The organism is Bartonella sp. AC130YNZD (assembly GCF_042196865.1).
Taxonomy (GTDB): domain Bacteria; phylum Pseudomonadota; class Alphaproteobacteria; order Rhizobiales; family Rhizobiaceae; genus Bartonella.
This window is the reverse complement of sequence record NZ_JBHIQZ010000010.1, coordinates 41,647-68,002: the sequence shown is the minus strand read 5'-3', so window position 1 is coordinate 68,002 and position 26,356 is coordinate 41,647. Positions and strand designations below refer to the sequence as shown.

Below are 26,356 nucleotides of genomic sequence, written 5' to 3'. Positions count from 1 at the left end.
TGTGCATTAGCACCAAAGCTAAAACAGCCCAATGATAGGAACCGTGTGCCTATTAATAAAACAATCCCTGCCGAAATTAAGCGAGGAGACAGATGAAAACAAAACAAGCAAAACCAGTGAAAGCCGAACAACTTAGAAGTTATTATGAAGAAAGCCGTGGCTTAGAACGTGATCTTATCAATGAATTTATAAGGTCGCGCAGAACGGCATGGCGTGTTGCGAGTACTGTGGGTCTTTTTGGCTTATTCGGTATGATATGTGGAGTTGTTGGATTTTCTCAACCAGCTCCAACTCCCTTAGTATTGCGCGTTGATAATACGACGGGTGCAGTTGATGTTATCTCAATCATGCGTGAACACGAAGAAAGCTATGGTGAAGTTGTAGATAGATATTGGCTAAATCAATATGTGCTTAACCGCGAAACTTACGACTACGATACTATTCAACTGAACTATGACACAACAGCACTTTTAAGTGCGGCATCTGTTCAACAAGAATATTATAAAATCTATGATGGAGAAAATGCACGGGACAAAGTGCTTTCCAACAAAGCACGTATCACAGTTAAAGTACGATCAATCCAGCCTAATGGACTCGGTCAAGCAACTGTACGTTTTACGACTCAGCAACTTGACAGCAACGGTGCTGCTACTGGACCAAAACAGCACCAAATTGCAACAATTGGTTACACCTATGTTGGTGCACCCATGAAATCATCTGATCGATTGCTTAACCCCCTTGGTTTTCAAGTAACAAGTTACCGTTCTGACCCAGAAATACTGTTGAATGATTAAGGAATTGATTGTTATGAAAAAACTTGCGTTCGTTGTTCTATTGTCTTCGTTTTCTTCTCTTTATACGGTACCTGTGCAGGCGCTCAAAAGTCCATCAAATTCACAATATGATCACCGCATTCGCTATATAACATATAACGAAGCCGATGTGGTTCAAATTGAAACAGTTCTTGGTGTGGCAACACATATTATTCTTGAAGAAGGTGAACAGTACATAACTCATGCCTTTGGCGATTCTGAAGCCTATGCCTTTGCTCATAAAGGGCGGCATATTTTTATTAAACCAAAAGCAGAACTTGCCAATACCAATCTCATCGTTGTAACCGACAAACGGAGTTATAAATTCCGACTACAATTTCGGAATGACCGTGCGGGATCAACATATGAATTGGCTTTCCATTATCCCGATTCAAACGATGAAAAGTCAGAAGAAAACAATCGACGCCTTGCGATTGAACGTGGTTTTCACCAAAGCGTCAACGGCTATAATCTCAGTTATACCATGAGCGGTCACCAAGATATTGCTCCGATAAATGCTTGGGACAATGGGCGTATTACTTACTTCAAATTTCCCGCTAACATGGATATGCCATCGATTTATGTCGTAGATGCTGAAGGCAATGAAAGTTTAATACCACGCACCGTTATCGGCAGTTCTAATGATATTATCGCCGTTCATAAGGTCAATCCTAAATGGCTCATACGGCTTGGTAAACGCGCTCTAGCTGTTTTTAATGAAGCCTATGACCCCAATGGCGTACCAAACACAACAGGGACAGTATCTTCGGTGGTTTATCGTATCAATAAAGGAGGAAAATGATGTTTGACAATAAGGAAGGAGAGGGAAAAGGTACAAAACTGGACAACGTCGAGCAAAAACATATTGAAGGTGCCTATGGAGGGTCGGAACTAGGTTCTGAACGTCGTCCGACAATTCCAGGTACCCGTGCATTGTTAATGGTAGGACTTATTGTCATAGTAGCGATACCGATTGCCTTGACTTGGAAAGCTTTTAAAATGCGTAATACCGTGGAGGTTGAGGAAGAAAAACCACAACAAATAGTACAGCAAATTATACCAAACTATGTCCCTCGGATTATAGAAGAGCCAAAGATTGTAGAAGAAGCAGAAAAATCAACACAAATAGAAGATTCAAACTTGGATATTCCACCGGCCTTGAGTAAACTTCTTCAAACAGCCATTCCTCCACATATGCTCCAAGATTCTGAAGAATTAGCACGCAAGCGTATGCTCAGTTCTAGCCTTAACAACGGTGGTAGCGAAGGATCTACAGATACAAATAATAAAGCATCGAATAATGATAGAGGTAATGGCGTATTATTTGATAACCTTCAGCCCGTGCGTTTAGGTCAATCACATGCGATGCAACTTCGTAACCGTGACTTTTTGATTACACAAGGAACGCAAATAGATTGTACGTTAGAAACAAAAATCATTACATCACAACCCGGAATGACGACGTGTCATTTAACACGCGATATTTATTCCACGAGTGGACGTGTTGTTTTGCTTGACCGTGGTTCTAAAGTCGTTGGTTTTTACCAAAGTGGCATACAACAAGGACAAACGCGCGTGTTTGTGCAATGGTTACGCATTGAAACGCCTTCTGGTGTTGTTGTCAATCTTGACTCACCAGGCACAGGTCCTCTGGGTGAAGCGGGTATTGGTGGCTGGGTTGACAGACATTTTTGGGAACGATTTGGTAGTGCAATTATGGTAAGCATTATCGGTGATTTAGGAGAATGGGTAAGAGGAAAAGTTGGTAAAAGCAGCAAAGAAAATAAAGATAACTCACAAAATAAAGGAGCTCAGAATGCTGAATCTATAGCAATCGATGTTCTTCAGAATTCCATCAATATCACACCAACACTTTACAAAAACCAAGGCGAACGAGTAAATATTTTTGTTGCTCGTGATCTGGATTTCAGCGATGTCTACAGTCTCGTCACACGTTAACCCGATACAAAAAGATCAAGCAGTTTTTCAGCTTCTGCAACCGCTTGATTGTTTTTTAGAAGATCCCACGATCACTGAATTATCGATTTGCCGCCCCTGTGAAGTATGGACGAAAAGCTTTAAGGGTTGGCAAGTACATAGCGTACCAGAGTTAACAACCACTTTTTTGCAAACGCTTATTACAGCTATTATCGTTTATAATGGTATGGCTCCCAGAAGTATTAATTATGTGCTCTTGCCTGGAGGACAACGTGGTACAATTATACAAACACCAGCTGTTGTTGATGGTGCTCTTTCCTTTGTAATTCGTAAACATTCTCTCATAGTTAAAACGTTAGAAGAACTCAAAGAAGAAGGGGCTTTTGACGATTTTTCTGATGTAAGTTTTAATAAGCCTTCAGCAAAAGAAGCCAATAACTTGTTATCGAGGCAGGACTTCACACGGTTGGAACCATTTGAAGTTCAACTCTTACAAAGTAAACGTGAGGGAAAAATTCTTGAATTTTTGGAAGAATGTGTCCTTCACAAACGCAACATTATTATTGCAGGCAAAACAGGATCTGGTAAAACAACATTTGCTCGCTCTTTAATTGAAAAGGTCCCTGTAGAGGAGCGTATTATCACAATTGAAGATGTTCATGAGCTTTTTCTACCAAATCATCCCAATCATGTACATATGATTTATGGTAACAATGTAGGCCGTGTTTCAGCTGAAGAATGCCTAGATGCGTGTATGCGTCAGTCGCCTGACAGAATTTTTCTCGCTGAATTGCGAGGCAATGAAGCATGGGAATATCTCAATTCGCTCAACACTGGTCATCCCGGATCGATTACAACAACGCATGCCAACAGCGCTTTGCAGACATTTGAGCGATGTGCCACCTTGATTAAAAGATCAGAAATTGGCCGGCAACTCGAGTTAGAAATGATAAAAATCGTTCTCTATACAACAGTTGACGTAGTGTTGTTCTTTAAAGATAGAAAACTCTCTGAAGTCTTTTACGACCCGATTTTTGCTAAATCAAAAATCGCTTAAGGGGAGCTTCCTCTCTCGGTAATATGAAGCAAACAAAAATAGCCGTAACTAATTGTTACGGCTATTTATTTAACTTTTCCTATTCTCTTTGCTTCTCCAATGGATTTTCTACACTCTTCATGAAGAAAAAAAGAAAAAAGTTAATAGACAACAACTCTACGAGAAAACCAAATTATACATAAGGCTCTCTCTATTCTCTTGCCTTTGATCATTCTTTCCATTTACCTTTTGAAAAAGTATCTTTGATGCAAAAAAGAAAAAATAGCTGCAAAATAAATATTTAAACAAAAGAAAAGAATAAATTTTGATTCGCCTATCAATGAAAGCTTCGTAAAATAGATACTTTCGATCATCACAAACAATTATCGTCATCAAGACCAAAACTTATCGTTTAAAAATTCTAAGTGCTATCTTCAAGTGATTAATAAATGTGTTTTTTAACCAAACAATCTCCAAATACGGAAAACCTCATACGAAATAAATTATCATTTCAATTTAGCATCCATAAACCACATTCTATTTGGTAATAAAAAGTATAGTGGCATATCAACGTCTTCTTCGGACGAAGAAAGATTCTTAACCTCCAGTTGTTCGTAAACAACCAAATTTCTCTTAAGCAAGCTTTGCTAACCATATCACGTGGCTTATGTCCCTCTCCTAAAGACGATATCCATAGATTATATAAGGTAAGCTCTACTCTGAATATTCCTGCTCTCTTCTCTGCACCTCAAAAAGCAAAAATTCCTAAAAGCACAGATCTACAATCACTCTTCTTAAGATGCATCACATTGTCTTATAAAGAGTGTTCATTATTTTACGTGTTGGATAAAAGATCTTAATACCGTAGGATTCTCTCATTTCAAAGCTGTTTATTAACCAAAACCATGTCTCTTGCACATTATAAGTAAATAAAGCCGTATAGAATGAAACTGTACAAAAAGCACTAAAAATGCCTTTTATAAACCATCCAAAATGCCCAAAATTGTCACAATATTGGGAGTTTGCAAAGTGTCTAATGGCGCCCAACTTGCTCTTTTATGAAGTGTAAAAATGGAGATGCTCTATAAATTTTATATTATTCATCGGAGCTTTACCATTATACCATCCACGAGCTCTGTAGTGAAATAAGCTTAGGCACCTTAAAGAAAGGTTTCTTAAAAACAAGCGTGTAAATTGACAAGCAAAGTGTATTTGGTTCGGGGCGTTCTGTTTTACATAAGGGTTTTGATCTTATTAAAGAACGAGAGAAAGAAAAGCGTGAAGCAATGCGTAATCTCTATTATTTAAAAGACATTACTCTAGATGCTTTTAAAAGTCGTAAAGCAGAATTTAAAAATGATGCTAAAAATGGAAACTGGTTTGCACCTTTACAGCTTCATATTCTCCTCAAATTAGGAGGCTGTATAGCGACTTTCAAAGATTACGCCAACAGAGATACATAATACTCTTAACTCCCATCTGATAAGTGAAAGCTGCAACAGCAAAAGCTCTTTTAGAAAAACAACGCCATAAAGTCATTAATAAACCGGCAATGAATTGGAGAAATGTTTCAGATTTTTATCAAACACTCTGCAAAGCAACAATAATGATACAACTGGCTTTGCATCTGCTTATTCTTACAGGTGTTCGTACCCATCTCTTGCATCAATTCGTGAAGATCAGATTGAAGAGGATATATGAACAATTCTTGGCTCGAGAATACGAACGGTCTGCGTGATACTACAGGAGATTTCGCATGCCATTATGATCACAAATATTAAAAATTTTAAAATAAGCACGCTTGTTTTTTCGCAATGATTTCTGTTTTCTGTAACCGGTCGTAGTCCTTATTAATGTGAATTTCCTATCACAATATATAAGAGAGATTAGACTAAAAACCTGTCCACGTAGATTTCGCTCTCATTTACGTAATTGGCTAACAGACTCCACCTATCACACCTCAAAGGACGAAGCCTCTTAACACGCAAACTAATCTGCAAACAATCCGCCCCCTCGCCTAGCAGATTTCACCTTCTAACCACTCTAATTACCACATCCTAAATACGATAGTGTTTTATGGCACAACAGAATAAATACCAAAACAATGACTGATTATACCGTTAATACTTGGACACCTCTTTTTCATGTTAAGAAATATCTTTTATGCTGAAAAATAAAAAACACTTTTACTGCTTAAACAACTTTCTTAGGCATACATACAAGAACAATGAAATACCCTAACATAATAAATAAGATATAAACCTAGAAATCTCTATTTTTTATAGATAAAAACATATAAAATCAAAACCTCCGAAACTCGTCAAAATACAACATATTTTCTTTGATTATTGAATTTATTCAACTCAAACGAACCTACAAACACCGCTTATTCCACATTCGCAACATGTGTTCTTAGAATTCTTACTATCGTTTTCTAAATTTTTAGAGAAACCTATAAATTTGCTATTTTTCAAACGTCTTATCTGCTCTTTAATGAATTTAAATCTATGACGTTACAATAATTTTAAATTACTTCCCCCTGAACTGTATGATCTATCTCTACAATAGATAGGGATTTTACGTTCTCCATTTTTTAAGAACTATAAATTTTGTTTTTTAATGCTATTAACAATCCAATCTTTAAAATAAAAAATATGACCTTTAAATATATAAATGATGTTATCAAAAATTCCTAATCCCTGAATATTCGCAATGTTTTCGATATTATAATAAACGTATCGTAAAATGACAAACTGTCATAATGATCACTTCTTTGTATTTCATATGAATAATTTACATGCGTTATAATATTTGTATCAGCATTTATTTTTTGTGCTATATTTATACAGAGTGATCTTTTTTATAAAAAATGATCAATTGAATCTGCGTCAAAGTATAAATTATGATGCGAATTTAATAAAAATAAAAACACATGGCATATTGATTTTATTGTTTTTACATAGAACGCTATTTAAAGTATAGTTTACTCGAAAGACTAATGCCTTTTTAAAGGCAATAATAACTATACTAACCGCCTCATAGAAGCCAATAAATTTTTAGAGATTAAGCCTCAAAGAGGCACAAAAAACACGCACAATTTTCTATTTTTCTTTTTACTGTTCATTAATCGGTTAATTTTCAAAGATAATATTCAACTATGAGCTTTCTGCTCAGCCATTGCAAGAATTGCTTAAATTTTTAGGGATTACTTCACTTTTAGAATGATGATAGCTACTGCGCCCCCATAAGCAGCCGATCTTCTTTTAGAGATTTAATTGCTAAAAGGAGATACAATTTCCCACCTTGCGCTTTATTTTGATCAATCAGTAAATTTTCAAAGGCGGCGTTCAACCATGAGTTTTTTAATTTCAGCAATCGCTTTCGCTGGATTTAATCCCTTTGGACAAGTTTGCGCACAATTCATAATCGTATGGCAACGATAAAGGCGGAAAGGATCTTCTAAATTATCAAGACGTTCACCACACATCTCATCACGTGAATCCGCAATCCAGCGATAAGCTTGAAGCAAAACAGCGGGGCCCAAATAACGATCACCGTTCCACCAATAACTTGGACATGAAGTCTGACAACACGCACACAAAATACATTCATAAAGGCCATCGATTTTTTGGCGATCGGAGTGACTTTGTAACCATTCTTTTGCAGGTTCAGGAGAAACTGTTTGCAACCAAGGCTCAATGACTCGGTGTTGTGCATAAAAACGCTTTAAATCAGGAACCAAATCTTTAACAACCGGCATGGAAGGCAACGGATAGACCTTAATGGGATGTTTTACATCATCCATCCCTTTGGTACAAGCTAATGTATTGGTTCCATCAATATTCATCGCACATGAACCACAGATGCCTTCACGGCATGATCGACGAAGTGTCAAAGTTGGATCAATATGGTTTTTAATAAACAAAAGCCCATCAAGAATCATAGGACCACAAGCAGAACGATCCACATAATAAGTATCTAAATGAGGATTTTCTTCATCATCAGGCGACCAACGATACACGTGAAATTCCGTCAGCTTTGTAGCACCTTCAGGTTTAGGCCAAACCTTTCCCGGTTTTACTTGAGAATTTTTGGGAAGCTTAATTTGTACCATATTTCATTCTCCCCTTAATAAACCCGTTTTTTAGGTGCAATGCGCTTTAAATCGATCCCACCATCAGCTTCAGATGTTAACGGGTCCACATGGACAGGTCGATATAATAATGTCACCTTACCCTCTTTTGACAAATGTGAAATCGTATGTTTACGCCAGTTTTTATCATCACGCTCTGGATAATCTTCACGAGCGTGAGCGCCACGGCTTTCTGAACGTGCTTCGGCAGAATGAACAGTCATGATTGCATTCGCCATAAGATTTTCAAGCTCTAATGTTTCAACCAAATCAGAATTCCATATCAGAGAACGATCTGTGACTTTGAGATCCGACAATTCCCCCCAGATTTTATTCATCCGTTGACATCCCTGTTTCAAAGAATCTTCTGTACGGAAGACTGCTGCATCTTCTTGCATCGTGCGTTGCATTTTTTCACGCAATACAGCTGTTGGTATTGCCCCTTGTGCAAAACGTAAACGATCAAAACGCGCTATAATTTCGTCAACAGCTTCTTCATTGATGGGTGGAATTTCTGCATTCCGATCAATAACTTCACCCGCGCGAATGGCAGCAGCACGACCAAACACCACAAGATCAATTAATGAATTTGACCCCAAGCGATTAGCACCATGAACAGAAGCACATCCTGCTTCTCCTACCGCCATCAGCCCTGGTTGAATACGATCAGGCGAATCAGCCGTTGGATTGAGAACTTCCCCGTAGTAATTGGTAGGAATCCCACCCATATTATAATGAACCGTTGGCAAGATGGGGATAGGCTCTTTTGTTACATCCACCCCTGCAAAAATCCGTGCTGATTCTGAAATCCCTGGTAAACGCTCATGCAAGATTGCAGGATCAATATGATTGAGAACCAAATGAATATGATCCTTCTTAGGTCCAACGCCACGCCCTTCACGAATTTCAAGTGTGATACAACGCGAAACCAAGTCACGTGAAGCCAAATCCTTAAAGGAAGGTGCATAACGCTCCATAAAGCGTTCACCTTCAGAATTGATTAAATAGCCTCCTTCACCACGAGCTCCTTCTGTAATTAAGCAGCCAGAACCGTAAATCCCTGTCGGATGGAATTGCACAAACTCCATATCCTGAAGTGGCAATCCAGCACGTGCGATCATTCCACCACCATCACCCGTACAGGTATGCGCCGATGTCGCAGAAAAATAAGCGCGTCCATAACCACCGGTTGCAAGAACAACCATTTTGGCAGAAAAACGATGTATTGTACCATCATCGAGATTCCATGCCACAACCCCCGTACAAACCCCATCCGTCATGATGAGATCGAGTGCAAAATATTCAATAAAAAATTGCGCATTATGCTTTAAGCTTTGTCCATAAAGCGTATGCAAAATGGCATGGCCTGTACGGTCAGCTGCTGCGCAAGTACGCTGAACAGGTGGACCTTCACCAAATTGTGTCGTATGTCCACCAAAAGGACGCTGATAAATTTTGCCTTCTTGCGTTCGCGAAAAAGGAACGCCATAATGTTCTAATTCATACACAGCAGCAGGAGCATTACGCACCAAATATTCCATTGCATCGGTATCGCCCAACCAATCAGAACCTTTCACGGTATCATATAAATGCCACTGCCAATTGTCAGGTCCCATATTTGAAAGCGATGCAGCAATTCCCCCTTGTGCTGCAACCGTATGTGAGCGCGTTGGAAAAACCTTCGTAATACAAGCTGTCTTTAATCCTTGTTCTGCCATACCCAGTGTCGCACGTAATCCTGCACCACCTGCCCCAACAACAACAACATCAAATTTATGATCTACAGTGCGATAAGGGGCGTTACCTGCTTTAGCGCCCAGAGATGATCCTGTACCCGCCATACTTGTTTAACCCCCTAATGCAATTTTCAAAAGAGAAAAAATAATGATACCACCTATGAGAAAACAAAATAAAATATTTAACGTCAAAAAGAATATCCGAAAACCTTCACGTGGAATATAATCTTCAATCACCACCTGCATACCAAGTTTCATATGATAAAGGACCGAAAAAGTCATCAATCCCATCAAAATAGCAACAATAGGATGTGCAAGCCGTGCACGCACAATACTATAATCCTTGCCCACAAGCGAAAGAATAAGAACAATAAAAAATATCAAAAGTGGTAGATTGATAAACCCCGTCAAACGTTCTAGCCAAAAATGCTCTGTTCCTTCATGAGCACTGCCACGCCCCCGTACTTTTCCAAGTTCCGTTCGAAAATCTTTTTTCATGTCTCTTTTCACCCCCAGCTAAACAACGGTATATCCAATAATCCAAATCGCAAAAGTAACAATAAGAGAAATAAAAACTGTCGCCCAAGCAGTGACTGTTGCTTTTTCTTTTGCCAAAAGGCAAGGCTTCAGATCCCAAACAATGTGGCGAACACCACCAACCATGTGATGAACCCCTGCCAAAGTATAAAGAAACAAAATACACAATCCAAACCAAGAACTATAAATTTCGTAAACTGTTCTAAATGTCTCCTCGCCACACGCAATAGCAATTAACCAAACAGCAAGAAAAACCGTTCCAACATAAAGTGCCATACCCGTAATGCGGTGTGCAATGGACATGGCCATAGTAATTGTCCAACGATAAATACTTATATGAGGGGAACGAGGGCGCTCTTTTATCCTAGTTGTCTCTATCATAAAATATCCTGACCTGGTTTTTGCAACCGCAATGAACGAGAAAGTTCGCGCAAAACGACTAAACATACTCTCTCGTTTTTACTTGTTTGGCATCTCAAGATACCGATATTACAGGTCGGTTGTCTCAAATAACGGATTAAAGGTCACGCATAAAAAAACCGATTACTCCCCGGATATGATCCGCAAAACTCGCCTTAATCTAATACATTTTTATCTTCACGTCAAAGGTCTAAAATCTTTTCCAAATATAAACAGACATTTTTTCAGAATAAACTTATCCTTTTGAATATCCACGATATATGCAATGGTCTCTTAAATTGCACCCATGATTAAGAATAAAAAGAGGAAAAATTGATAGATTAAACATTTTTATGTCCCCTCCAAGCCTTTTAAAAGGCAAAACGAATCAAGAAAGACACAAATAAGCGGCATAAAAGCCGCTTTTGCATAAAGTTTAGCCGATATAATCTTTACTCAGAAACTTGCTTTTCAACATCTGTGCTTACGGCTGCTGCTTCTACTTTCTCAACAACCTTTTCAGCTTTTTTCCGATAATCTCTCTTTTCAGCGATACGCGCAGCTTTACCTCTCAAGCCACGCAGATAATAGAGTTTTGCACGGCGCACTTTACCACGGCGCACCAGCTCAACACCTTCAATCAAAGGAGAATAAACAGGAAATACCCGTTCCACCCCTTCACCATAAGAAATCTTGCGTACTGTAAAGGTCTCATTCAACCCACCGCCTGAACGCGCAATACAAACACCTTCATAAGCCTGAATACGCGTCCGCGTACCTTCCGTCACACGCACCATAACACGGACTGTATCTCCTGGCTGAAATGCTGGAAATTGGCGCTTTTCTTCAATTTTTGCACATTGTTCAGCTTCAAGCTGTGCGATAATATTCATTTCTTTTATCCTTCATGTTCTTTATCGAACAGTCAGAGCGCTCAACTCTTACCAAAAAAGCCTTTATTAAGAATAAGGAGCTCTTTAGGCTATGTCTTACACAGGAGCGAATACACCATTCCTTCATTTTAATTTTGGAACTACAGAAAACATTTTATAAAAAACTCTCTAAAAAGAGAGCCATGCAATACACCACCTTATCATATGAATCAAGTTTTCTGATGATTTTTATCATAACGCGCATAAAGATCAGGGCGACGTTGACGTGTTAACAATTCGGCTTGGCTTTGACGCCAATCTGCGATCGCTTTGTGATGACCTGAGAGCAATACAGGCGGAATACCGCGCCCTTCGAAAAGAGAAGGGCGTGTATATTGCGGATGTTCCAGTAAGCCATTTTCAAAACTTTCACACCTTGCAGAAGCTGCATTCCCCATCACTCCAGGCAGAAGACGTATAATAGCATCTAAGATAACCAATGCGGCTGTTTCACCCCCTGAAAGAATATAATCACCAATAGAGACTTCTTCTAATTCTCGTGCCTCTATGACTCGCTCATCAACCCCTTCAAAACGTCCACAAACTAACGTCACACCTGTATCACGAGCCAAGCTATGCGCGTAAGCTTGATCAAAAGGACGCCCACGTGGACTCATCAACAATCTTGGCGAATCCTGTGGACAGCAATCAAGAGCAGCCGCCAATACATCCGCCCGCATTACCATACCAGCTCCCCCACCAGCAGGTTTATCATCAACGCTATGGTGTTTGTCTAAAGCAAAATCCCTAATCTGTACCGTCTCCAGTGACCAAATTCCACGCTCTAAAGCTTGCCCTGCTAAAGAATACCCTAAAAAACCAGGAAACATTTCAGGATAAAGGGTTAAAACGCGCGCCTGAAACTTCATTTTATTTCTTATCCTTATTTTCTTAAACAGACTCTTAATAGCAAAAATAGCACAAACAAGACCTTTAACGCTATAGCGTTAATTTGAGTCTCCTTGATCTGCGCCATATTCAATACGATCCTTCTAAATACTTGCACTAAAAAAGACTCTAAAAATTCAGGACTATTTCGAGATAAAGTGCTTACAATATCTGCTCAAAAGAGCATTTTTAATATTTTCACACATTCCACTTTTTATTGACGAAATTCATCTGTTGTTTTTTACCTTCATCTTTATTTTTAGATTCAAGCTATTTCCTTTTTATCATTGTCTCCCCCATCAATTAAACCAGCGGCCATGGGATCAACAACAAGAAAACCAGAATCCATACAAATTTCTGGTACCGCCGCCTTACTAAAGGGAATAAGAACTCTTTTACCTGTATTCAAACGTATTTCAAGCAAATCACCAGCCCCGAAATTAAAAAAACCACACACTTCACCTAAGATTTTTCCTCCACAATCTTGGACACACAAGCCTATTAAATCGACTTGATAAAACTCATCCTCCATCAAATCATCAATTAATTGATCGCGCGTCACATAAAGGCGAATACCTTTTAAAGACTCAGCCGCATTACGATTTTCTACCCCTTTAAAACGTACAATCGCCTTATTTTTTTGTATGCGAAGAGTTACAATTTCATAAGAACGCCCCATATCATCATAAAGAGTGCTGTAAAACTTGAAACGCTGTGGCTCAGCACTTAGAATTTTAACAAAAACATCTCCTTTTATACCATGAGGCATACCAATAATGGCAAGATAGACTTTATTTTTAAGCTTTTCTTTATTATACTTCATGCAAAAATATTATCTCTCAAAAATGAACCCTTCAATCTTATAGTTTTCTATTCAATCTTGTTGCCATATGAGACAATCTTCTAAAAGACCTTTCTTGGTAACAAAAACAAATTAATAAAGGAGAAAGTCTTATGGCAAATATTATGCTATTTTACAAAGATATCACACCAATCAACAAAATTTCCCATAAAAATCTAAAATTTGCTCCTCCAAATGATATGTCTTTTGCCAAGGATACTCATTGGGTTCCTTTAGCAAGTACTGAATATTTTCAAGCAGCACTAGACTATCCTATTTTATTTATGTGCGCCGAAGATGAACAAAAAAAACGGCACTACACATCTGCAGCTCTTGTCGGTCTTTCTAATGACGAAAATGACTATATCGCTTCTGATAAAAGTTGGAAAAACAATACTTATGTTCCTGCTTTTGTCCGTCGCTATCCTTTTGTTTTGGCACAAATTAGCAATGAAAAAGAACTTTCTGTGTGCTTTGATCAACAGTCCGGTATGTTTAATGAAGTTGCAGGAACAGAACTTTTTAATTCCGATGGCTCTATTTCTCCTTTTATGGAAGAACGTATTCGCTTTCTTGAAAGTTTTAAAATCGCTATGGAGAAAACCTCTGAGTTTATTGATGCTCTTGTAGAAATGGATCTTCTAAGCCAAAAATCCATCAATGTGAAAAACGATAAAGGTCTCTCAGCGCAATTGGAACATTTTTGGGTTGTTGATGAAGAAAAATTGAATAAATTATCAGCAAGTCAACTTGCCAAACTTCATAAAAATGGCTTTTTAGGATTAATTTTTGCGCATTTGATGTCAACACACAATCTTGTGAAAATACTCTCTCTCAAAGGTGAAAAGCAACTTATCAATCGTGAAGAGCAACCCCAAAACAAGAATGGTCATTCTAACGATGAAAAATCTAAAAAGAAAGAAACTCTCAACTAGATAATGCCCATCAAAAACGACAAGAGAAAAGATGAAAATATTCCTCTCATTCCAGCAGACCATGCAATTTTAAACGCAAGGAAAAATTGGTTAGAGTGTCTTACCCAAACACGTCGTATGTCAGCACAAACAGTGCAGGCCTATGAACGTGATACGCGGCAATTTTTGTCTTTTCTCTGTCAGCACTTAAATCATACACCAACCCTTACAGATCTTGCTCATTTACGCATCAGTGACTTGCGTGCTTATCTTGCTTATCGGCGTACAAACAATGTAAGTGCGCGCTCTTTAAGCCGCGGAGTAGCAGGCATCCGTTCTTTTTTCAAATACTTATCACGTGAAGGAATCGTCAATGTTCCGGCGGCTCAACTTATCCGAAGCCCCAAACACCCCAAATTGCTCCCAAAACCTTTAGCGATAAAATCAGCACTTCACATAGTCAAACAAGAAAACCAGCTAGAAAATGAACCTTGGATTAGCGCTCGTAATGCGGCTGTCCTCATGCTTCTCTATGGCTGTGGAATGCGAATATCAGAAGCCTTAAGCCTCACACCAGAACAATTTTCTGATCCTGAAAAAACAAGTTTATTTATAACAGGAAAAGGCGGCAAAACACGCCTTGTTCCTCTCATCAAAATTGTTTACGAAGCTGTACAAAATTATCTCAAATGTTGCCCATATCCTTTATTGGATAACCAACCCATATTTCGCGGGGCGCGAGGCGGTCCCCTACAGCCCGCCATTATTCAGAAAACTGTACGCAACTTACGAGCAAGCCTTGGTTTACCAGAAACTGCAACGCCTCATACACTGCGCCATTCTTTTGCCACCCATCTTTTATCACGGGGGGGAGATTTGCGCACGATTCAAGAGCTTCTTGGGCACGCTAGTCTTTCCACCACACAAATCTATACCCACGTCGATACAGACCATTTGTTAAAAATCTATCAAAAGGCCCATCCCCGTTCCTAAAAACGTCTCATCAAAAAATTAGAGTGTTTCAACCTCAAGTGCCAAAGCATGAACACAAGTAGCTAACTCTTCTTGTAAAACTTTATAAATCGCTCGATGTATTTCTACGCGTGTCATATTAGAAAAAGAAGAAGATAAAATTTTCACTCGAAAATGTGTTTCTCCTTTACCATCAAAAGCATGTTCATTATGAGGATGCCCCTCATGAAGATGACTTTCGTTAATCACTTCAAGCTTTTGCGGATGAAAAGCATCCTGAAGCTTTCTCTGAATTATTGTTTCTATAAACATTTTTCATTCCTCAAACAAAATGAACGTGCAAAAATACACCTTTTTCATAATAGAATAAGTGTGAAAACAAATTTTTCAAAAGTCAATTCTTGTAAAATTAATCAATTTTGCATAAACCAATAATATGACAATAACATCTAAATTATTCGATTCAATTCGCATAAGCTCAAATAAAAAACAAAAAGCTGAGCCAGAAACACAACAGTGTCAGTGGGAAGGTTGTGAAAAAACAGGGTCCCATAAAGCACCAGCAGGTCGAAATCACGAAGGACAATATTTATATTTTTGTATTGAACACGTACGCGCCTATAATAAAAATTTTAATTACTTCTCTGGTCTTAGCAATAAAGATATCGCAAAATTTCAAAAGGATGCTCTCACAGGACATCGTCCGACATGGCCTACAGATCTGAGCAATGGTACATCGAAAAAAACAGCCGCTAATTATGCAAAGATTCGCTCTGGAACAGCTGCCTATCAAAATCGCATGCGCGATCCCTTCACGCTTTTTACTGGGCAGCATTCAAGCAATAAGTTCTCACGAAAATTAAAGCCCTTAGAAGCAAAAGCTTTTGATACACTGGGACTACAGGCAAACGCTTCAGCAGAAGACATCAAAATGAAATATAAAGAGTTGGTAAAAAAGCACCATCCTGATTCCAATGGTGGTAATCGTGCTTCAGAAGAGCGCTTTCGTGATGTTTTACATGCTTACAATTTGCTAAAAAAGTCTGGTTTGTGCTGAAAACATACGCTTATATGAGTCTATTTTCATTTAGACCATCATTATTTGCGCAAAATGTTACTTTTTTTGCAAAACATTATAGAATACGTAAAAAAATCTTTCTTCAATATCTAAGGCTCTCATTATAGAGCATTGCATAAATACTTTAACTCTTGTATCGTTTCTAATGAATAAATAGCGTCCTCTCCCTTCCAGAAACATAATGACAAATCTTACCGTTGAAAATTTGCCCGATATTACACTTTGTGCTCGCGATCTATTTCATATTGAAACAGATCTGAAAGTCCCTGCTTTTAGCACAAAAAATCCCCATGTTCCTGATATCGATCCTGATTATCTTTTTGATCAGCAAACAACTTTAGCGATTCTCGCAGGTTTTACCTTTAACCGCCGTGTAATGGTTTCTGGCTATCACGGTACAGGGAAATCAACGCATATTGAACAAGTTGCTGCACGTCTTAACTGGCCTTGTCTTCGCATTAATCTTGATAGTCATGTAAGTCGTATCGATCTTGTAGGAAAAGATGCTATCGTTTTAAAAGATGGCTTACAAATCACTGAATTTAAAGAGGGCATTTTGCCATGGGCTTATCAAAATAATATTGCTCTTGTTTTCGACGAATATGATGCGGGGCGTCCCGATGTTATGTTTGTTATCCAACGCGTTCTTGAAACCTCTGGAAAACTAAGCTTACTTGATCAAAGCCGTGTCATCTCTCCCCATCCAGCATTTCGTCTTTTTGCAACGGCAAACACCATTGGTCTTGGTGATACAACCGGTCTCTATCATGGTACCCAACAGATCAATCAAGCTCAAATGGACCGCTGGTCTATTGTTACGATACTCAATTATTTACCCCATGATAAAGAGGTTAATATCATTTGTTCAAAGGTCAAATCTTTTCAAACGGCTGAGGGAAAAAAGACAATTTCACAAATGGTTCATGTTGCTGATATGGTACGCCAATCTTTTATCAATGGAGATCTTTCAACTGTCATGAGTCCACGTACCGTCATTACTTGGGCAGAAAATACAACAATTTTTCAAGATGTCGGCTTTGCCTTCCGATTAACCTTTCTCAATAAATGTGATGAACTCGAACGTGCCACTGTTGCAGAATTTTATCAACGCGCCTTTGGACAAGAGCTTCCCGAATCACTCATTCATGGTGTTTCGCCTTAAGGAATCTGTCACTCATGGCTACCGATATTGGCGACAACAAAAATCTGGCAAAGAACTCTTCCAACAACACTCTTAATGCTGAAGCTTTTAAAAAAGCACTTTCCACCTGTATGCGTGCAATTGCAGGCACAAACAACCTTGAAGTTTCCTTTAGTCATAACCGACCATCTTTAAGCGAAAGTTGCGCGCGTTTACCAGAATTACCTCAATACGCAACGAATAAAGACATCACTATTACCCGCGGACTAGGTGATTCCATGGCTCTGCGCAAAGCATGGCATGACAACCGCATTCACATGCAATTTTCTCCACCAGAATCAGAAGCACGTGCTATCTTTGATGCCCTCGAACAAACACGTATTGAAGCAATTGGTACTTTAGCCATGGAGGGACTTGCAAAAAATCTTGATGTCATGCTCGCCGATAAATACAAAAGAGCCCATTATCATAAGATTAGCAACCAAAGTGAAGCCCCCATCCAAGAAGCGATTGCACTTTTATTGCGTGAAAAAATAACAAAGCGCGCAGCTCCAAGAGAAGCGGGTCCTGTTTTAGAATTGTGGCGTCAAGAACTCGAACAAAAAGCAGCATCACAACTCAATGAACTCCCACATCATATTTACAACCAACAAGCTTTTGCACAGATTGTTCGCCAAATGCTTGTTACACTCAAAATGACAGTGCAACAAGCTGAAGCTTCTAACAGTGAAAACAATAAAAAATTAAAAAATGCGTGTGAACCTCAAGACCAAAGAGAAGAAGAGAGTAAAAACAAAAAACACGCTCAAAGTGAAGAACAAACCAGCACTGAACAAGAAAGTGATGTGCAAGATGATGGAAAAACACAAGCGACACAATCAAACAACAATGATCAAGCTGACGGCGAGCAAAAAAATGGACCTTGGCAAGAAAAGCCGAGCAAACCCAAACACCTTTTTTCTGATTCGGAACAAATGCAAAGACTTGGCAATTATAAAATCTTCACCCGTCAATTTGATGAAATTTTGGAAGCAACAGATTTTTGTTCTGAAAACGAGTTAGATCACTTACGCCGTTATCTTGATAAGCAAATCAATCATCTGCAAAACATCGTTGGACGTTTAGCAAACCGTCTCCAGCGCCGCTTGATGGCGCAACAAAATCGCAACTGGAACTTTGACCTTGAAGAAGGATATCTTGATACAACACGGCTTCCACGTCTAATTATTGACCCCATGCAACCCCTTTCTTTTAAAATGGAAAGCAACACCCAATTTCGGGACACAGTTGTTTCACTCCTCATTGATAATTCTGGCTCAATGCGCGGACGCCCCATTAGCGTTGCTGCAAGTTGTGCTGATATTTTGGCACAAACTCTTGAACGTTGTGGTGTCAAAGTTGAAATTTTAGGTTTTACCACCAAAACTTGGAAAGGGGGCAAATCGCGCGAACAATGGCTTACCCAAAACAAACTCCATAATCCTGGACGCCTCAATGATTTATGCCATATCATCTATAAAAGTGCTGATACCCCATGGCGTCGCGCACGACGCAATTTAGGTTTGATGATGCAAGAAGGATTATTAAAAGAAAATATCGACGGAGAAGCTTTGATTTGGGCTCATCAACGCCTTTTATCACGGCGTGAACAACGTCGCATCCTCATGGTCATTTCTGATGGTGCTCCTGTTGACGATTCGACACTATCGGTCAACTCCAGCAATTATTTAGAAAAACACTTACGCGCAGTGATTCAAGAAATCCAAACACACTCCCCTATCGAACTCATTGCCATTGGAATTGGTCATGACGTCACACGTTATTATCAACGTGCTGTAACAATTATGAATGCTGAAGAACTCGCCGACGCCATAACAAAACAATTAGAAATACTTTTTAGTGATAAAAGAACTCATATTCATAAGAAATAAACCTGCCTTGAATCAGCAACGATTACATTTTAAAAATTATCTCTATCATTAAACCATCGGAATTTGATGACTAACAACCTGAGAAGATAATCCCACAAATTGAATATCGAACTTTAAGGAAGCTTCTACTTTACTGGATGCATTATGAATCCTAAAAGAAATGCTCCAACCATCTTCAAAAATTATAATGAGTTTGTTTTTACTTTCTGGTTTTAGTGAAACGGATAAATTTTTGCTTGGAATTTTCCATTTACGACCATATCTTAGAGTGCCATTCAAATTAAAAGACTGAATAATAACCCGTTTTTGTTTAGATCTTGTATCTATCATAATCTTATAAAAATCATAAGAACCTATAACATACTGAAACAATAGCTTCACAAATTTATCTTGATAATCTAAACAAAGCCTTTGAAGTTCTTTAGAAAAAGCTTCTAGGATTGGAAGATAAACTCTGCTGTCTTTATCCTCTATATCTCTAAAGAACATCTTCTTATCTCTAAGCTCTGCTAAATAATCAAAAACAGGCCTAACTTCATTGAAATAAACGCTGCTACAAGAATAACCTGTCCATTCTTTACCAAAATCTATTTTACTGGAAAGGCGAGGATGTTTGATAGCGCTATGATTATGTTTTGCAGAAATACCAATAGGATTTTCAGGAACTTTTAAAATAATATCACGGACATCTCCTTTGATCCCAACAAAATCTTCCTGAAGAACAATAGTTTTCGTGTTTCTAATATTTTTATCATGTAACTGTAAAAAAACGGCTGCTTCAATAGAAGCAAGATTTAAAAGCCTTTTTTCAGTATCATTAAATAAATTATAAAAAGACTCCGCTATTTGAAAAGACGAATTAAACTCTATAGAAGCCTTTGTTGCTTTTTTAAAACCCATAGCCAAAGCATATTCAAAGGCTTTTCCATTTTCTACCTGATTCATGCAATTTCCTAAAGATCCTTACTCAAAATTACGAGTTCATTTGATTTTTTATTGTTTCCCATACCGTAAGTCCATTCAGGATTAAGTATTGTATATCCTTTATAAAGTTCTCTAACTTCCACACAATCATTATAAGATAAAACCCATCCTTGACGCTTTCTCAAAAGTTCAGCAAGAGCTTGATGATCAAAAGAATTATGTTTATCGCCTTTGTGACCGTAAAGTTTTTGATTAATAAGGTACGGAGGATCACAATAAAGAAAATCGTTAGAGTGTTTAGGAATACTTTCTGTAAAATCTCTGTGTTCCACTATGAAGTTTTCAATCTTAAAATCTTTAAGCCGTTCAATAGAACGATAATTGAATCGGGGATGTCCTGGAGACATACCACCAGAAAGTGTCGTTCCGGAAAAAGAAGAACGATTAAGAACAAAAAAAACGGCAGCAATCTCTAATTGATTTTTAATATTCCCAAAAGTTTTTTGGAGATTATAAAACATTACGGGAGTCATATCTTCATATTCTCTCACTTTTTCTGCAAGAGCTGAAGCATCTTTCAAAAGCATCTGCCAAAAAATAACAAGCGGCTTAAAAGCATCATAAGCATAAACCCTTGTTCCTCTTTTTGCTAAGGTTAATTCAATTGAACCGCCTCCCACAAAAGGAGAACATAAAGTTTTCTGTTTCCTTATATAGTTATTAATAATCATAGGAACAGCACGACTTTTCCCTCCCGGATAACGAAGAGGTGATTTTACAATAGGCAACTCCCTAGTCTCTCTCTGTTTTTTCAAGGAAGTTAATACAAAATTATCAAATAAAGCCTCTGTATGATCAGTTTGATTTATCATTTTATTCATACTATCAGCTCCAAGTATCGCATTTCTAACCTACAATTATCTAAAATAAACACTCGAAGCGTTTGCCAAATTCTACAGAGATCGCATTATAATAAATTGTAAATTCATTAACATATCTGCACAAACATTTGTTACTAAAATAATGATAAATATCAGTATAACCAAATTTTAAAACTGTCAAAAAAGACTTGATACCATTGGTATTTATTTTTCTATTTATATACTACCCAAATGTATATCGAAATGTTTTTTCCTTTATAAGAACCAAGTTTCTTATAGCTCAAATAATCATAAGTAAGACATCACAACTCTTAACAAAACATTTTTGATCCTTTATAAGAGCTTTATTATCTGTTTTTAATGCTGATAAGATGCTCTTATCCCATACTGAATCAGTCAAAACCATTTCCTTACACATCGTAAGCATAGATGATGTATGGATAAATACAACTTGAGAAAAGAATCAAAATACCTCTTATAAATCCGCTTAAACTCTGCCCTTAGAGGACAGAACTCCCCTCCCCTCTTCTTTAGCCAAACAAAAGAACAAAGACCATTATTTGTTACAAACAAAAGAAGAATCATCCTTTGAAGGACTTTGATAAAGAGGAAGTTTTACAATATTAAGAATTGTTCCATAAGGAATCAACATAAACAGGCTCATAATAATTTTTACCGAAAAATCACCAAAAGCAAGCGATAGCCAAACTGGCATGCCTATCCCTCCCAAAACAGTACTCTCCACTAGTGAACTATCAGCATAGCCTGTTATCTTATCAAGAACAGCAAACGAGCTAGAAAAAGCAAGAGCAAAAAACAGCACTGTATCCAAAGCTGAACCAACCAACGCTGCTGCTAAAGGTGCTTTCCACCATGTTTTACGTCGCAAAGGAGTAAAAACAACAATATCAAGGAGTTGCCCAAATAAAAATGCAAAACTAGAAGCAAGTGCAAGCCGTGGTGTCGCCAATATCCAAGAAACAAAGACACCCGTAAAAAAACCAGCATAAACCACACGCCGCGCAGCAGATGGACCATAAAAACGATTGGTCAAATCATTGATTAGAAAAGCAAATGGATAGGTAAAAGCCCCATAAGTCAACAGCTCATTCAAATCAAACCAATAGACAGGATATTGAACTAAAATATTAGAAGCCGTGACAGCAAGGCACATTGCAAAAATAGAAAAAACAACATACCTTTTCTTTTGCTGTTCTAATAAAGGACCGCTTGAAGACATTTTTTTTAACCTGGGATATGGAACCAATAAAACAGAGCGATCAAAAAGAAAAAAGCCAAAAACAATAACGCTGAAAATTACGCTGCTTGTTCAGCCTTCTGCTCACCTTTTTTCTTAACGATTTGGCGTTTTAACAAACGCGCACGTTGTGACAACTCTTTATCGTCTGCTTTAATCAAAAAACCATCAAGACCACCGCGGTGCTCAACAGAACGCAATGCACTTGCTGAAATACGCAAGCGATAACTTTGCTGTAACACCTCTGAAATCAATGTCACATTGCAAAGATTTGGTAAAAAACGACGCCGAGTCTTATTATTCGCATGGCTAACATTATTACCATACAGAACCGTCTTCCCTGTCAATTCACATGCACGAGACATAAACTTCACCCTTAAACTCTAAGAAACTTTCAAATCCCCATACCCAAAGGACACAATGAACGCAAAACACGCGCAATGCAACCTTGAACGGGCATCATTGGGAAGTTTCTTTTTAATAGGGGGTCGACAACAAAAGGTCAAGTCTTTTATAAAACCTTTTTCATCTCTTGTTGGCTCATTTTTCATCTTTTTCCTCAATAAGGCGTGCAAATTCCACCAAAACGCGTACAAAATGTTTTTTTTAATGTATACCATGTTAGAATAAAAGCCTATTGTCCCGAAAGGAAGCACAAATCATGAGCAAAAAAGAGCCCCCCATGACAAAGCTTCAGGGAAATTCTTGCCGTTTTTCTTCTTTTTTATTTGGAACTTTATGTATTTGTTTTTTTCTTCTCTTCAGTGCATTAGGTATATGGCAAGTACAACGGTTAAACTGGAAAACAAATCTTATCACCAGTACCAATCAGCGCATTCATTTGCCCCCCATAAAAGCCCCTCCAAAAAATCAATGGTCAGATGTTACTTTTGAAAAATATGAATATCAACCTGTTATTATCACAGGAAAATTTTTAACAGATAAAAATATTTTAGTCACTGCTGCCGCTCAAAATACTACAGGCTATTGGGTTTTGACTCCTTTAAAAACTGCTGATAATACACTGATCTTTATCAACCGTGGCTTTATCCCCATGGATGAACGTAACAATTTTCAAAACTCAGAGCAATCGCATACAAATGCCTCATCTCAGCAAAATTCTACCACGGACACAGAACAAACAACAATTATAGGTTTATTACGCATGAGTGAAAAAAATGGATTTTTCCCGCGTAAAAATAATCCTGACAAAAATTTATGGTATACGCGCGATCTCCCGGCTATGGCACAAAAACTTGGTTTGTCCACTGTTGCTCCTTATTTCATTGATGCCAGAAAAACATCTCCACAAGCAAAACTTCCCGTCGTTGGTCTTACGATTATTCATTTTCGAAATAATCACCTCGTTTATGCAATCACGTGGTTTATTTTAGCTGCTGGTGTGTTAGGAGCTTTTCTTTTTCTGCTACGGCAAAAAAACTAAAAAAAATACCTCTTCCATCTCAAGTAACAAAAATTTTTAGAATCTTGAAAACTGATAAAGAGAATAAAAGCTACCAACTTGCGCCTTTGTTAAATTAAAGATCATAGGCATACAATGAACTTTATACCATCCACAAAAGATTTACGCGACACTCTTATCAAAAAAACATCATAAAATAGGGTTGATTCATTAAAGATGTAATGCCCCAAAATGTGAAGAAATGCATTATCTTCACTCTTAAAAAGAATTGTCATAAACGCTTTTAAAAAATATAAAGCTAAATTTTAAAATAATAGAAAAGATGAGCACTCATTTTTTGCCTTTATAATTTTATATTCTTGCTTCATTAGATTGTTTCCCATTTCAGAGATTACTCCAATTGATATACGCAATACTTTCGCCTTCATCTAATATAGCAAAGAACATACGGATACATTTTTTGTTTCACAACTGCTATGAAGATGAGATATTGAATTATAAGCAACAAAAAACATTTAATTTCTCAACGCGACTTTTATACCTATCACCACACCTCAAATGAGAGGTTTTTACAGGATAATAGAAAAAGGTGAGTCATCCTATATTCTAAAAAGACAGTTTATCCTTTCAGTGTATTTTGCTAAAGGCTTATGCTATAAATGTATAAGCTTGTTTTACTAGAATTTTAACTCTTTCATTTTTAAGGCTGCTGTTATGGGTGTTGTTGCCAAAAATTTTCCCGTACCTGATCTTCATCGGGTTCATCGTGTTCTCTTTTCTGTGTCTGATAAAACGGGTGTGGTTGCTTTTGCACAAGCTCTTCATGCTACTTACAATGTTGAATTGATTTCAACAGGAGGAACAGCCAAAACCCTCATAGCGGCTGGTTTACCCGTAAAAGATGTTGCTGAAGTTACCGGATTTCCTGAGATAATGGATGGGCGTGTAAAAACACTCCATCCTTTGATTCATGGTGCTTTGTTAGGGGTAAGAGAAGATCCTAGCCATAGGGAAGCTATGGAAAAGAACAGCATTTATGGAATTGATCTTTTAGTGGTGAATCTTTACCCTTTTGAAGAGACGATCCTTTCGGGAGCTGATGGGCAAACGATTCTTGAAAATATTGATATCGGTGGACCGGCGATGATTCGCGCCGCTGCAAAAAATTATGCTTATACCGGTGTTGTAACAGCGATAAAAGATTATGATTCGATTCTAGCTGAATTAAAGCAGCATAATGGATGTTTAAGCTTATCTATGCGTCATCAGCTAGCAATGCGCGCTTATGCACACACCGCTGCTTATGATACGGCAATAGCATCATGGTTTGCACGGGATTTAGAAATTGAAACTCCATCGTGGCAGAGTTTTTCTGGTCATCTTGAAAACGTTATGCGCTATGGAGAAAATCCACACCAACAGGCAGCATTTTATCGCAATAATGAAAAACGTTTTGGTATTGCAACAGCAAAACTTTTACAAGGCAAAGCGCTTTCTTATAACAATCTGAATGATACAGATGCAGCCTTTGAACTTGTGGCAGAATTTGATCCGCAAAAAACCGCTGCTGTCGCTCTTATTAAACATGCCAATCCTTGTGGTGTTGCGGAAGGAGAAAATTTGAAAGAAGCTTATTTGAAAGCTCTTATGTGTGATAATGTATCGGCATTTGGTGGAATTGTTGCTTTAAATCAAACCCTTGATGAGGAATGTGCTGAAGAGATTGTTAAAATTTTCACAGAAGTGATTATTGCTCCTGATGCCACAATGGCAGCACGTGAAATTATTGCCAAGAAAAAAAATCTTCGTTTGCTCATTACAGGTGGAGTTCCTGATCCACGCTGTGGAGGACTTCTTGCGAAAACACTTGCAGGAGGTATTTTAGTGCAATCACGTGATAACGTGGTAGTCGATGATCTTAAATTGCAAGTAGTGACAAAGCGGGCACCAACTCAAGATGAAATGCGTGATCTTCAATTTGCTTTTCGTGTAGCAAAGCACGTTAAATCAAATGCTATTGTGTACGCGAAAAATAGCGCAACAGTTGGAATTGGAGCCGGACAAATGAGCCGCATCGATTCAGCCAAAATTGCTGCAAGTAAAGCAGCAGAAAGTGCGCAAAGAGCAGGCTTAACAGAAACTCTCACAAAAGGATCTGTTGTTGCATCAGATGCATTTTTTCCTTTTGCAGATGGTTTATTAGCAGCAGCTGAAGCAGGGGCAACAGCAGTTATTCAACCAGGAGGCTCCATGCGTGATGAAGAAGTTATCGCCGCTGCTGATGCACAGGGGTTAGCGATGGTTTTTACAGGAACACGTCACTTCCGCCATTAATAATTTTGCTGCTTTTCTTTTCGTATGAGACAAATGTTTCAAGGAATTTTTCATAATTATCGTATGACTATTGATAACTGTTGAAATAGAAGCAGTTATTCAATCCAAAGAATCTACACGTGAAGAAGTTTATCACCGCAGAAAATGCACATAATTTAACCAATGCACATAATTTAGCCATTGGTTAAGGATAAGATGTTCTTGTTGATATTTTTAATGGTTACCCTTTCGCATGAGGAAAATGTTAAA

At 38.0% G+C, this 26,356-nt stretch carries 25 protein-coding genes; 13 read left to right on the top strand and 12 right to left on the bottom strand.

Annotated elements, in window-relative coordinates:
* From ACFINU_RS05695 to ACFINU_RS05670, 6 genes are all read left to right on the top strand, one after another.
* Window positions 1-96: TrwH protein (locus ACFINU_RS05695; protein WP_375618343.1), on the top strand; the 96-nt coding region annotated here is incomplete at its 5' end.
* The gene (locus ACFINU_RS05690; RefSeq protein WP_375606007.1) at window positions 93-794 is read left to right on the top strand and encodes a virB8 family protein; all 702 of its coding nucleotides are present in this window, start codon (window positions 93-95) and stop codon (window positions 792-794) included. The genes ACFINU_RS05695 and ACFINU_RS05690, both read left to right, overlap by 4 nt.
* Before the next feature lie 13 nt (window positions 795-807).
* Window positions 808-1,614 (top strand): P-type conjugative transfer protein VirB9, encoded by an 807-nt coding sequence (virB9, locus tag ACFINU_RS05685; protein WP_375606008.1) that lies wholly within the window; start codon window positions 808-810, stop codon window positions 1,612-1,614.
* On the top strand, window positions 1,614-2,771 hold the full coding sequence (virB10, locus tag ACFINU_RS05680) for a type IV secretion system protein VirB10 (protein WP_375618344.1): 1,158 nt from the start codon (window positions 1,614-1,616) through the stop codon (window positions 2,769-2,771). The genes virB9 and virB10 overlap by 1 nt, the downstream gene beginning before the upstream one ends.
* On the top strand, window positions 2,746-3,807 hold the full coding sequence (gene virB11 / locus ACFINU_RS05675) for a P-type DNA transfer ATPase VirB11 (protein ID WP_375618302.1): 1,062 nt from the start codon (window positions 2,746-2,748) through the stop codon (window positions 3,805-3,807). The genes virB10 and virB11 overlap by 26 nt, the downstream gene beginning before the upstream one ends.
* Before the next feature lie 1,265 nt (window positions 3,808-5,072).
* Window positions 5,073-5,249 (top strand): hypothetical protein, encoded by a 177-nt coding sequence (locus ACFINU_RS05670; RefSeq protein WP_375618303.1) that lies wholly within the window; start codon window positions 5,073-5,075, stop codon window positions 5,247-5,249.
* 1,871 nt (window positions 5,250-7,120) lie between these two features.
* Here the strand turns inward: ACFINU_RS05670 and ACFINU_RS05665 are convergent.
* The 7 genes from ACFINU_RS05665 to rimM all read right to left on the bottom strand — a co-directional run bounded on the left by ACFINU_RS05665 (window position 7,121) and on the right by rimM (window position 13,233).
* The gene (locus ACFINU_RS05665; protein WP_005774220.1) at window positions 7,121-7,900 is read right to left on the bottom strand and encodes a succinate dehydrogenase iron-sulfur subunit; all 780 of its coding nucleotides are present in this window, start codon (window positions 7,898-7,900) and stop codon (window positions 7,121-7,123) included.
* Window positions 7,901-7,914: 14 nt separating this feature from the next.
* Window positions 7,915-9,759 (bottom strand): succinate dehydrogenase flavoprotein subunit, encoded by a 1,845-nt coding sequence (gene sdhA, locus ACFINU_RS05660; protein ID WP_375618304.1) that lies wholly within the window; start codon window positions 9,757-9,759, stop codon window positions 7,915-7,917.
* Between the two features lie 6 nt (window positions 9,760-9,765).
* On the bottom strand, window positions 9,766-10,152 hold the full coding sequence (gene sdhD / locus ACFINU_RS05655; protein WP_375612246.1) for a succinate dehydrogenase, hydrophobic membrane anchor protein: 387 nt from the start codon (window positions 10,150-10,152) through the stop codon (window positions 9,766-9,768).
* A gap of 18 nt (window positions 10,153-10,170) precedes the next feature.
* Complete coding sequence (gene sdhC, locus ACFINU_RS05650) at window positions 10,171-10,572, bottom strand: succinate dehydrogenase, cytochrome b556 subunit (protein ID WP_375606014.1); 402 nt, start codon at window positions 10,570-10,572, stop codon at window positions 10,171-10,173.
* Between the two features lie 470 nt (window positions 10,573-11,042).
* Window positions 11,043-11,483 carry a 50S ribosomal protein L19 gene (gene rplS / locus ACFINU_RS05645; protein WP_375618305.1) on the bottom strand — a complete coding sequence of 147 codons (441 nt, stop codon included), beginning with the start codon at window positions 11,481-11,483 and terminating at the stop codon, window positions 11,043-11,045.
* Between the two features lie 209 nt (window positions 11,484-11,692).
* A complete protein-coding gene (trmD, locus tag ACFINU_RS05640; RefSeq protein ID WP_273790059.1) occupies window positions 11,693-12,391 on the bottom strand; it encodes a tRNA (guanosine(37)-N1)-methyltransferase TrmD in 699 nt (232 codons plus the stop codon).
* A 284-nt stretch (window positions 12,392-12,675) separates the two neighbouring features.
* The gene (rimM, locus tag ACFINU_RS05635; protein ID WP_375618306.1) at window positions 12,676-13,233 is read right to left on the bottom strand and encodes a ribosome maturation factor RimM; all 558 of its coding nucleotides are present in this window, start codon (window positions 13,231-13,233) and stop codon (window positions 12,676-12,678) included.
* Window positions 13,234-13,364: 131 nt separating this feature from the next.
* On the opposite strand from rimM, the gene ACFINU_RS05630 reads away from it, so the two are divergent.
* Together ACFINU_RS05630 and ACFINU_RS05625 are read left to right on the top strand one after the other, a co-directional pair.
* Window positions 13,365-14,186, top strand: a complete 822-nt coding sequence (locus ACFINU_RS05630) for a SapC family protein (protein ID WP_375618307.1) — start codon at window positions 13,365-13,367, stop codon at window positions 14,184-14,186.
* Window positions 14,187-14,189: 3 nt separating this feature from the next.
* Window positions 14,190-15,158 (top strand): tyrosine recombinase XerC, encoded by a 969-nt coding sequence (locus ACFINU_RS05625; protein WP_375618308.1) that lies wholly within the window; start codon window positions 14,190-14,192, stop codon window positions 15,156-15,158.
* An 18-nt stretch (window positions 15,159-15,176) separates the two neighbouring features.
* Here ACFINU_RS05625 and ACFINU_RS05620 read toward each other — a convergent pair whose 3' ends face one another.
* Window positions 15,177-15,449 (bottom strand): BolA family protein, encoded by a 273-nt coding sequence (locus ACFINU_RS05620; RefSeq protein WP_375612716.1) that lies wholly within the window; start codon window positions 15,447-15,449, stop codon window positions 15,177-15,179.
* Window positions 15,450-15,573: 124 nt separating this feature from the next.
* Here ACFINU_RS05620 and ACFINU_RS05615 point away from each other — a divergent pair, with 124 nt between their 5' ends.
* The 3 genes from ACFINU_RS05615 to cobT all read left to right on the top strand — a co-directional run bounded on the left by ACFINU_RS05615 (window position 15,574) and on the right by cobT (window position 19,287).
* Complete coding sequence (locus ACFINU_RS05615) at window positions 15,574-16,194, top strand: J domain-containing protein (RefSeq protein ID WP_375618309.1); 621 nt, start codon at window positions 15,574-15,576, stop codon at window positions 16,192-16,194.
* A 202-nt stretch (window positions 16,195-16,396) separates the two neighbouring features.
* Entirely contained in the window at window positions 16,397-17,377 is a 981-nt protein-coding gene (cobS, locus tag ACFINU_RS05610) for a cobaltochelatase subunit CobS (RefSeq protein ID WP_375618310.1), read from the top strand.
* A gap of 14 nt (window positions 17,378-17,391) precedes the next feature.
* Entirely contained in the window at window positions 17,392-19,287 is a 1,896-nt protein-coding gene (gene cobT, locus ACFINU_RS05605) for a cobaltochelatase subunit CobT (protein ID WP_375618311.1), read from the top strand.
* Window positions 19,288-19,335: 48 nt separating this feature from the next.
* On the opposite strand, the gene ACFINU_RS05600 is transcribed toward cobT, so the two are convergent.
* From ACFINU_RS05600 to rpmB, 4 genes are all read right to left on the bottom strand, one after another.
* Window positions 19,336-20,232 (bottom strand): HaeIII family restriction endonuclease, encoded by an 897-nt coding sequence (locus tag ACFINU_RS05600; protein ID WP_375618312.1) that lies wholly within the window; start codon window positions 20,230-20,232, stop codon window positions 19,336-19,338.
* 8 nt (window positions 20,233-20,240) lie between these two features.
* Window positions 20,241-21,092, bottom strand: a complete 852-nt coding sequence (locus ACFINU_RS05595; protein WP_375618313.1) for a DNA adenine methylase — start codon at window positions 21,090-21,092, stop codon at window positions 20,241-20,243.
* A gap of 556 nt (window positions 21,093-21,648) precedes the next feature.
* A complete protein-coding gene (locus ACFINU_RS05590; protein WP_375618314.1) occupies window positions 21,649-22,332 on the bottom strand; it encodes a VUT family protein in 684 nt (227 codons plus the stop codon).
* A 77-nt stretch (window positions 22,333-22,409) separates the two neighbouring features.
* A complete protein-coding gene (gene rpmB / locus ACFINU_RS05585; protein WP_375618315.1) occupies window positions 22,410-22,715 on the bottom strand; it encodes a 50S ribosomal protein L28 in 306 nt (101 codons plus the stop codon).
* A gap of 296 nt (window positions 22,716-23,011) precedes the next feature.
* On the opposite strand from rpmB, the gene ACFINU_RS05580 reads away from it, so the two are divergent.
* Both ACFINU_RS05580 and purH read left to right on the top strand, forming a co-directional pair.
* Window positions 23,012-23,794, top strand: coding sequence for an SURF1 family protein (locus ACFINU_RS05580; RefSeq protein WP_375618316.1), 783 nt, complete (start codon window positions 23,012-23,014; stop codon window positions 23,792-23,794).
* Between the two features lie 693 nt (window positions 23,795-24,487).
* A complete protein-coding gene (purH, locus tag ACFINU_RS05575; RefSeq protein ID WP_375618317.1) occupies window positions 24,488-26,107 on the top strand; it encodes a bifunctional phosphoribosylaminoimidazolecarboxamide formyltransferase/IMP cyclohydrolase in 1,620 nt (539 codons plus the stop codon).
* Window positions 26,108-26,356: the final 249 nt, after the last annotated feature.

Bases quoted from the DNA above. Each gene is read 5' to 3' on its own strand.
- ACFINU_RS05690 (WP_375606007.1), top strand. From the start codon at position 93: ATGAAAACAAAACAAGCAAAACCAGTGAAAGCCGAACAACTTAGAAGT.
- virB9 (WP_375606008.1), top strand. From the start codon at position 808: ATGAAAAAACTTGCGTTCGTTGTTCTATTGTCTTCGTTTTCTTCTCTT.
- virB10 (WP_375618344.1), top strand. From the start codon at position 1,614: ATGTTTGACAATAAGGAAGGAGAGGGAAAAGGTACAAAACTGGACAAC.
- virB11 (WP_375618302.1), top strand. From the start codon at position 2,746: ATGTCTACAGTCTCGTCACACGTTAACCCGATACAAAAAGATCAAGCA.
- ACFINU_RS05670 (WP_375618303.1), top strand. From the start codon at position 5,073: ATGCGTAATCTCTATTATTTAAAAGACATTACTCTAGATGCTTTTAAA.
- ACFINU_RS05665 (WP_005774220.1), bottom strand. From the start codon at position 7,900: ATGGTACAAATTAAGCTTCCCAAAAATTCTCAAGTAAAACCGGGAAAG.
- sdhA (WP_375618304.1), bottom strand. From the start codon at position 9,759: ATGGCGGGTACAGGATCATCTCTGGGCGCTAAAGCAGGTAACGCCCCT.
- sdhD (WP_375612246.1), bottom strand. From the start codon at position 10,152: ATGAAAAAAGATTTTCGAACGGAACTTGGAAAAGTACGGGGGCGTGGC.
- sdhC (WP_375606014.1), bottom strand. From the start codon at position 10,572: ATGATAGAGACAACTAGGATAAAAGAGCGCCCTCGTTCCCCTCATATA.
- rplS (WP_375618305.1), bottom strand. From the start codon at position 11,483: ATGAATATTATCGCACAGCTTGAAGCTGAACAATGTGCAAAAATTGAA.
- trmD (WP_273790059.1), bottom strand. From the start codon at position 12,391: ATGAAGTTTCAGGCGCGCGTTTTAACCCTTTATCCTGAAATGTTTCCT.
- rimM (WP_375618306.1), bottom strand. From the start codon at position 13,233: ATGAAGTATAATAAAGAAAAGCTTAAAAATAAAGTCTATCTTGCCATT.
- ACFINU_RS05630 (WP_375618307.1), top strand. From the start codon at position 13,365: ATGGCAAATATTATGCTATTTTACAAAGATATCACACCAATCAACAAA.
- ACFINU_RS05625 (WP_375618308.1), top strand. From the start codon at position 14,190: ATGCCCATCAAAAACGACAAGAGAAAAGATGAAAATATTCCTCTCATT.
- ACFINU_RS05620 (WP_375612716.1), bottom strand. From the start codon at position 15,449: ATGTTTATAGAAACAATAATTCAGAGAAAGCTTCAGGATGCTTTTCAT.
- ACFINU_RS05615 (WP_375618309.1), top strand. From the start codon at position 15,574: ATGACAATAACATCTAAATTATTCGATTCAATTCGCATAAGCTCAAAT.
- cobS (WP_375618310.1), top strand. From the start codon at position 16,397: ATGACAAATCTTACCGTTGAAAATTTGCCCGATATTACACTTTGTGCT.
- cobT (WP_375618311.1), top strand. From the start codon at position 17,392: ATGGCTACCGATATTGGCGACAACAAAAATCTGGCAAAGAACTCTTCC.
- ACFINU_RS05600 (WP_375618312.1), bottom strand. From the start codon at position 20,232: ATGAATCAGGTAGAAAATGGAAAAGCCTTTGAATATGCTTTGGCTATG.
- ACFINU_RS05595 (WP_375618313.1), bottom strand. From the start codon at position 21,092: ATGAATAAAATGATAAATCAAACTGATCATACAGAGGCTTTATTTGAT.
- ACFINU_RS05590 (WP_375618314.1), bottom strand. From the start codon at position 22,332: ATGTCTTCAAGCGGTCCTTTATTAGAACAGCAAAAGAAAAGGTATGTT.
- rpmB (WP_375618315.1), bottom strand. From the start codon at position 22,715: ATGTCTCGTGCATGTGAATTGACAGGGAAGACGGTTCTGTATGGTAAT.
- ACFINU_RS05580 (WP_375618316.1), top strand. From the start codon at position 23,012: ATGAGCAAAAAAGAGCCCCCCATGACAAAGCTTCAGGGAAATTCTTGC.
- purH (WP_375618317.1), top strand. From the start codon at position 24,488: ATGGGTGTTGTTGCCAAAAATTTTCCCGTACCTGATCTTCATCGGGTT.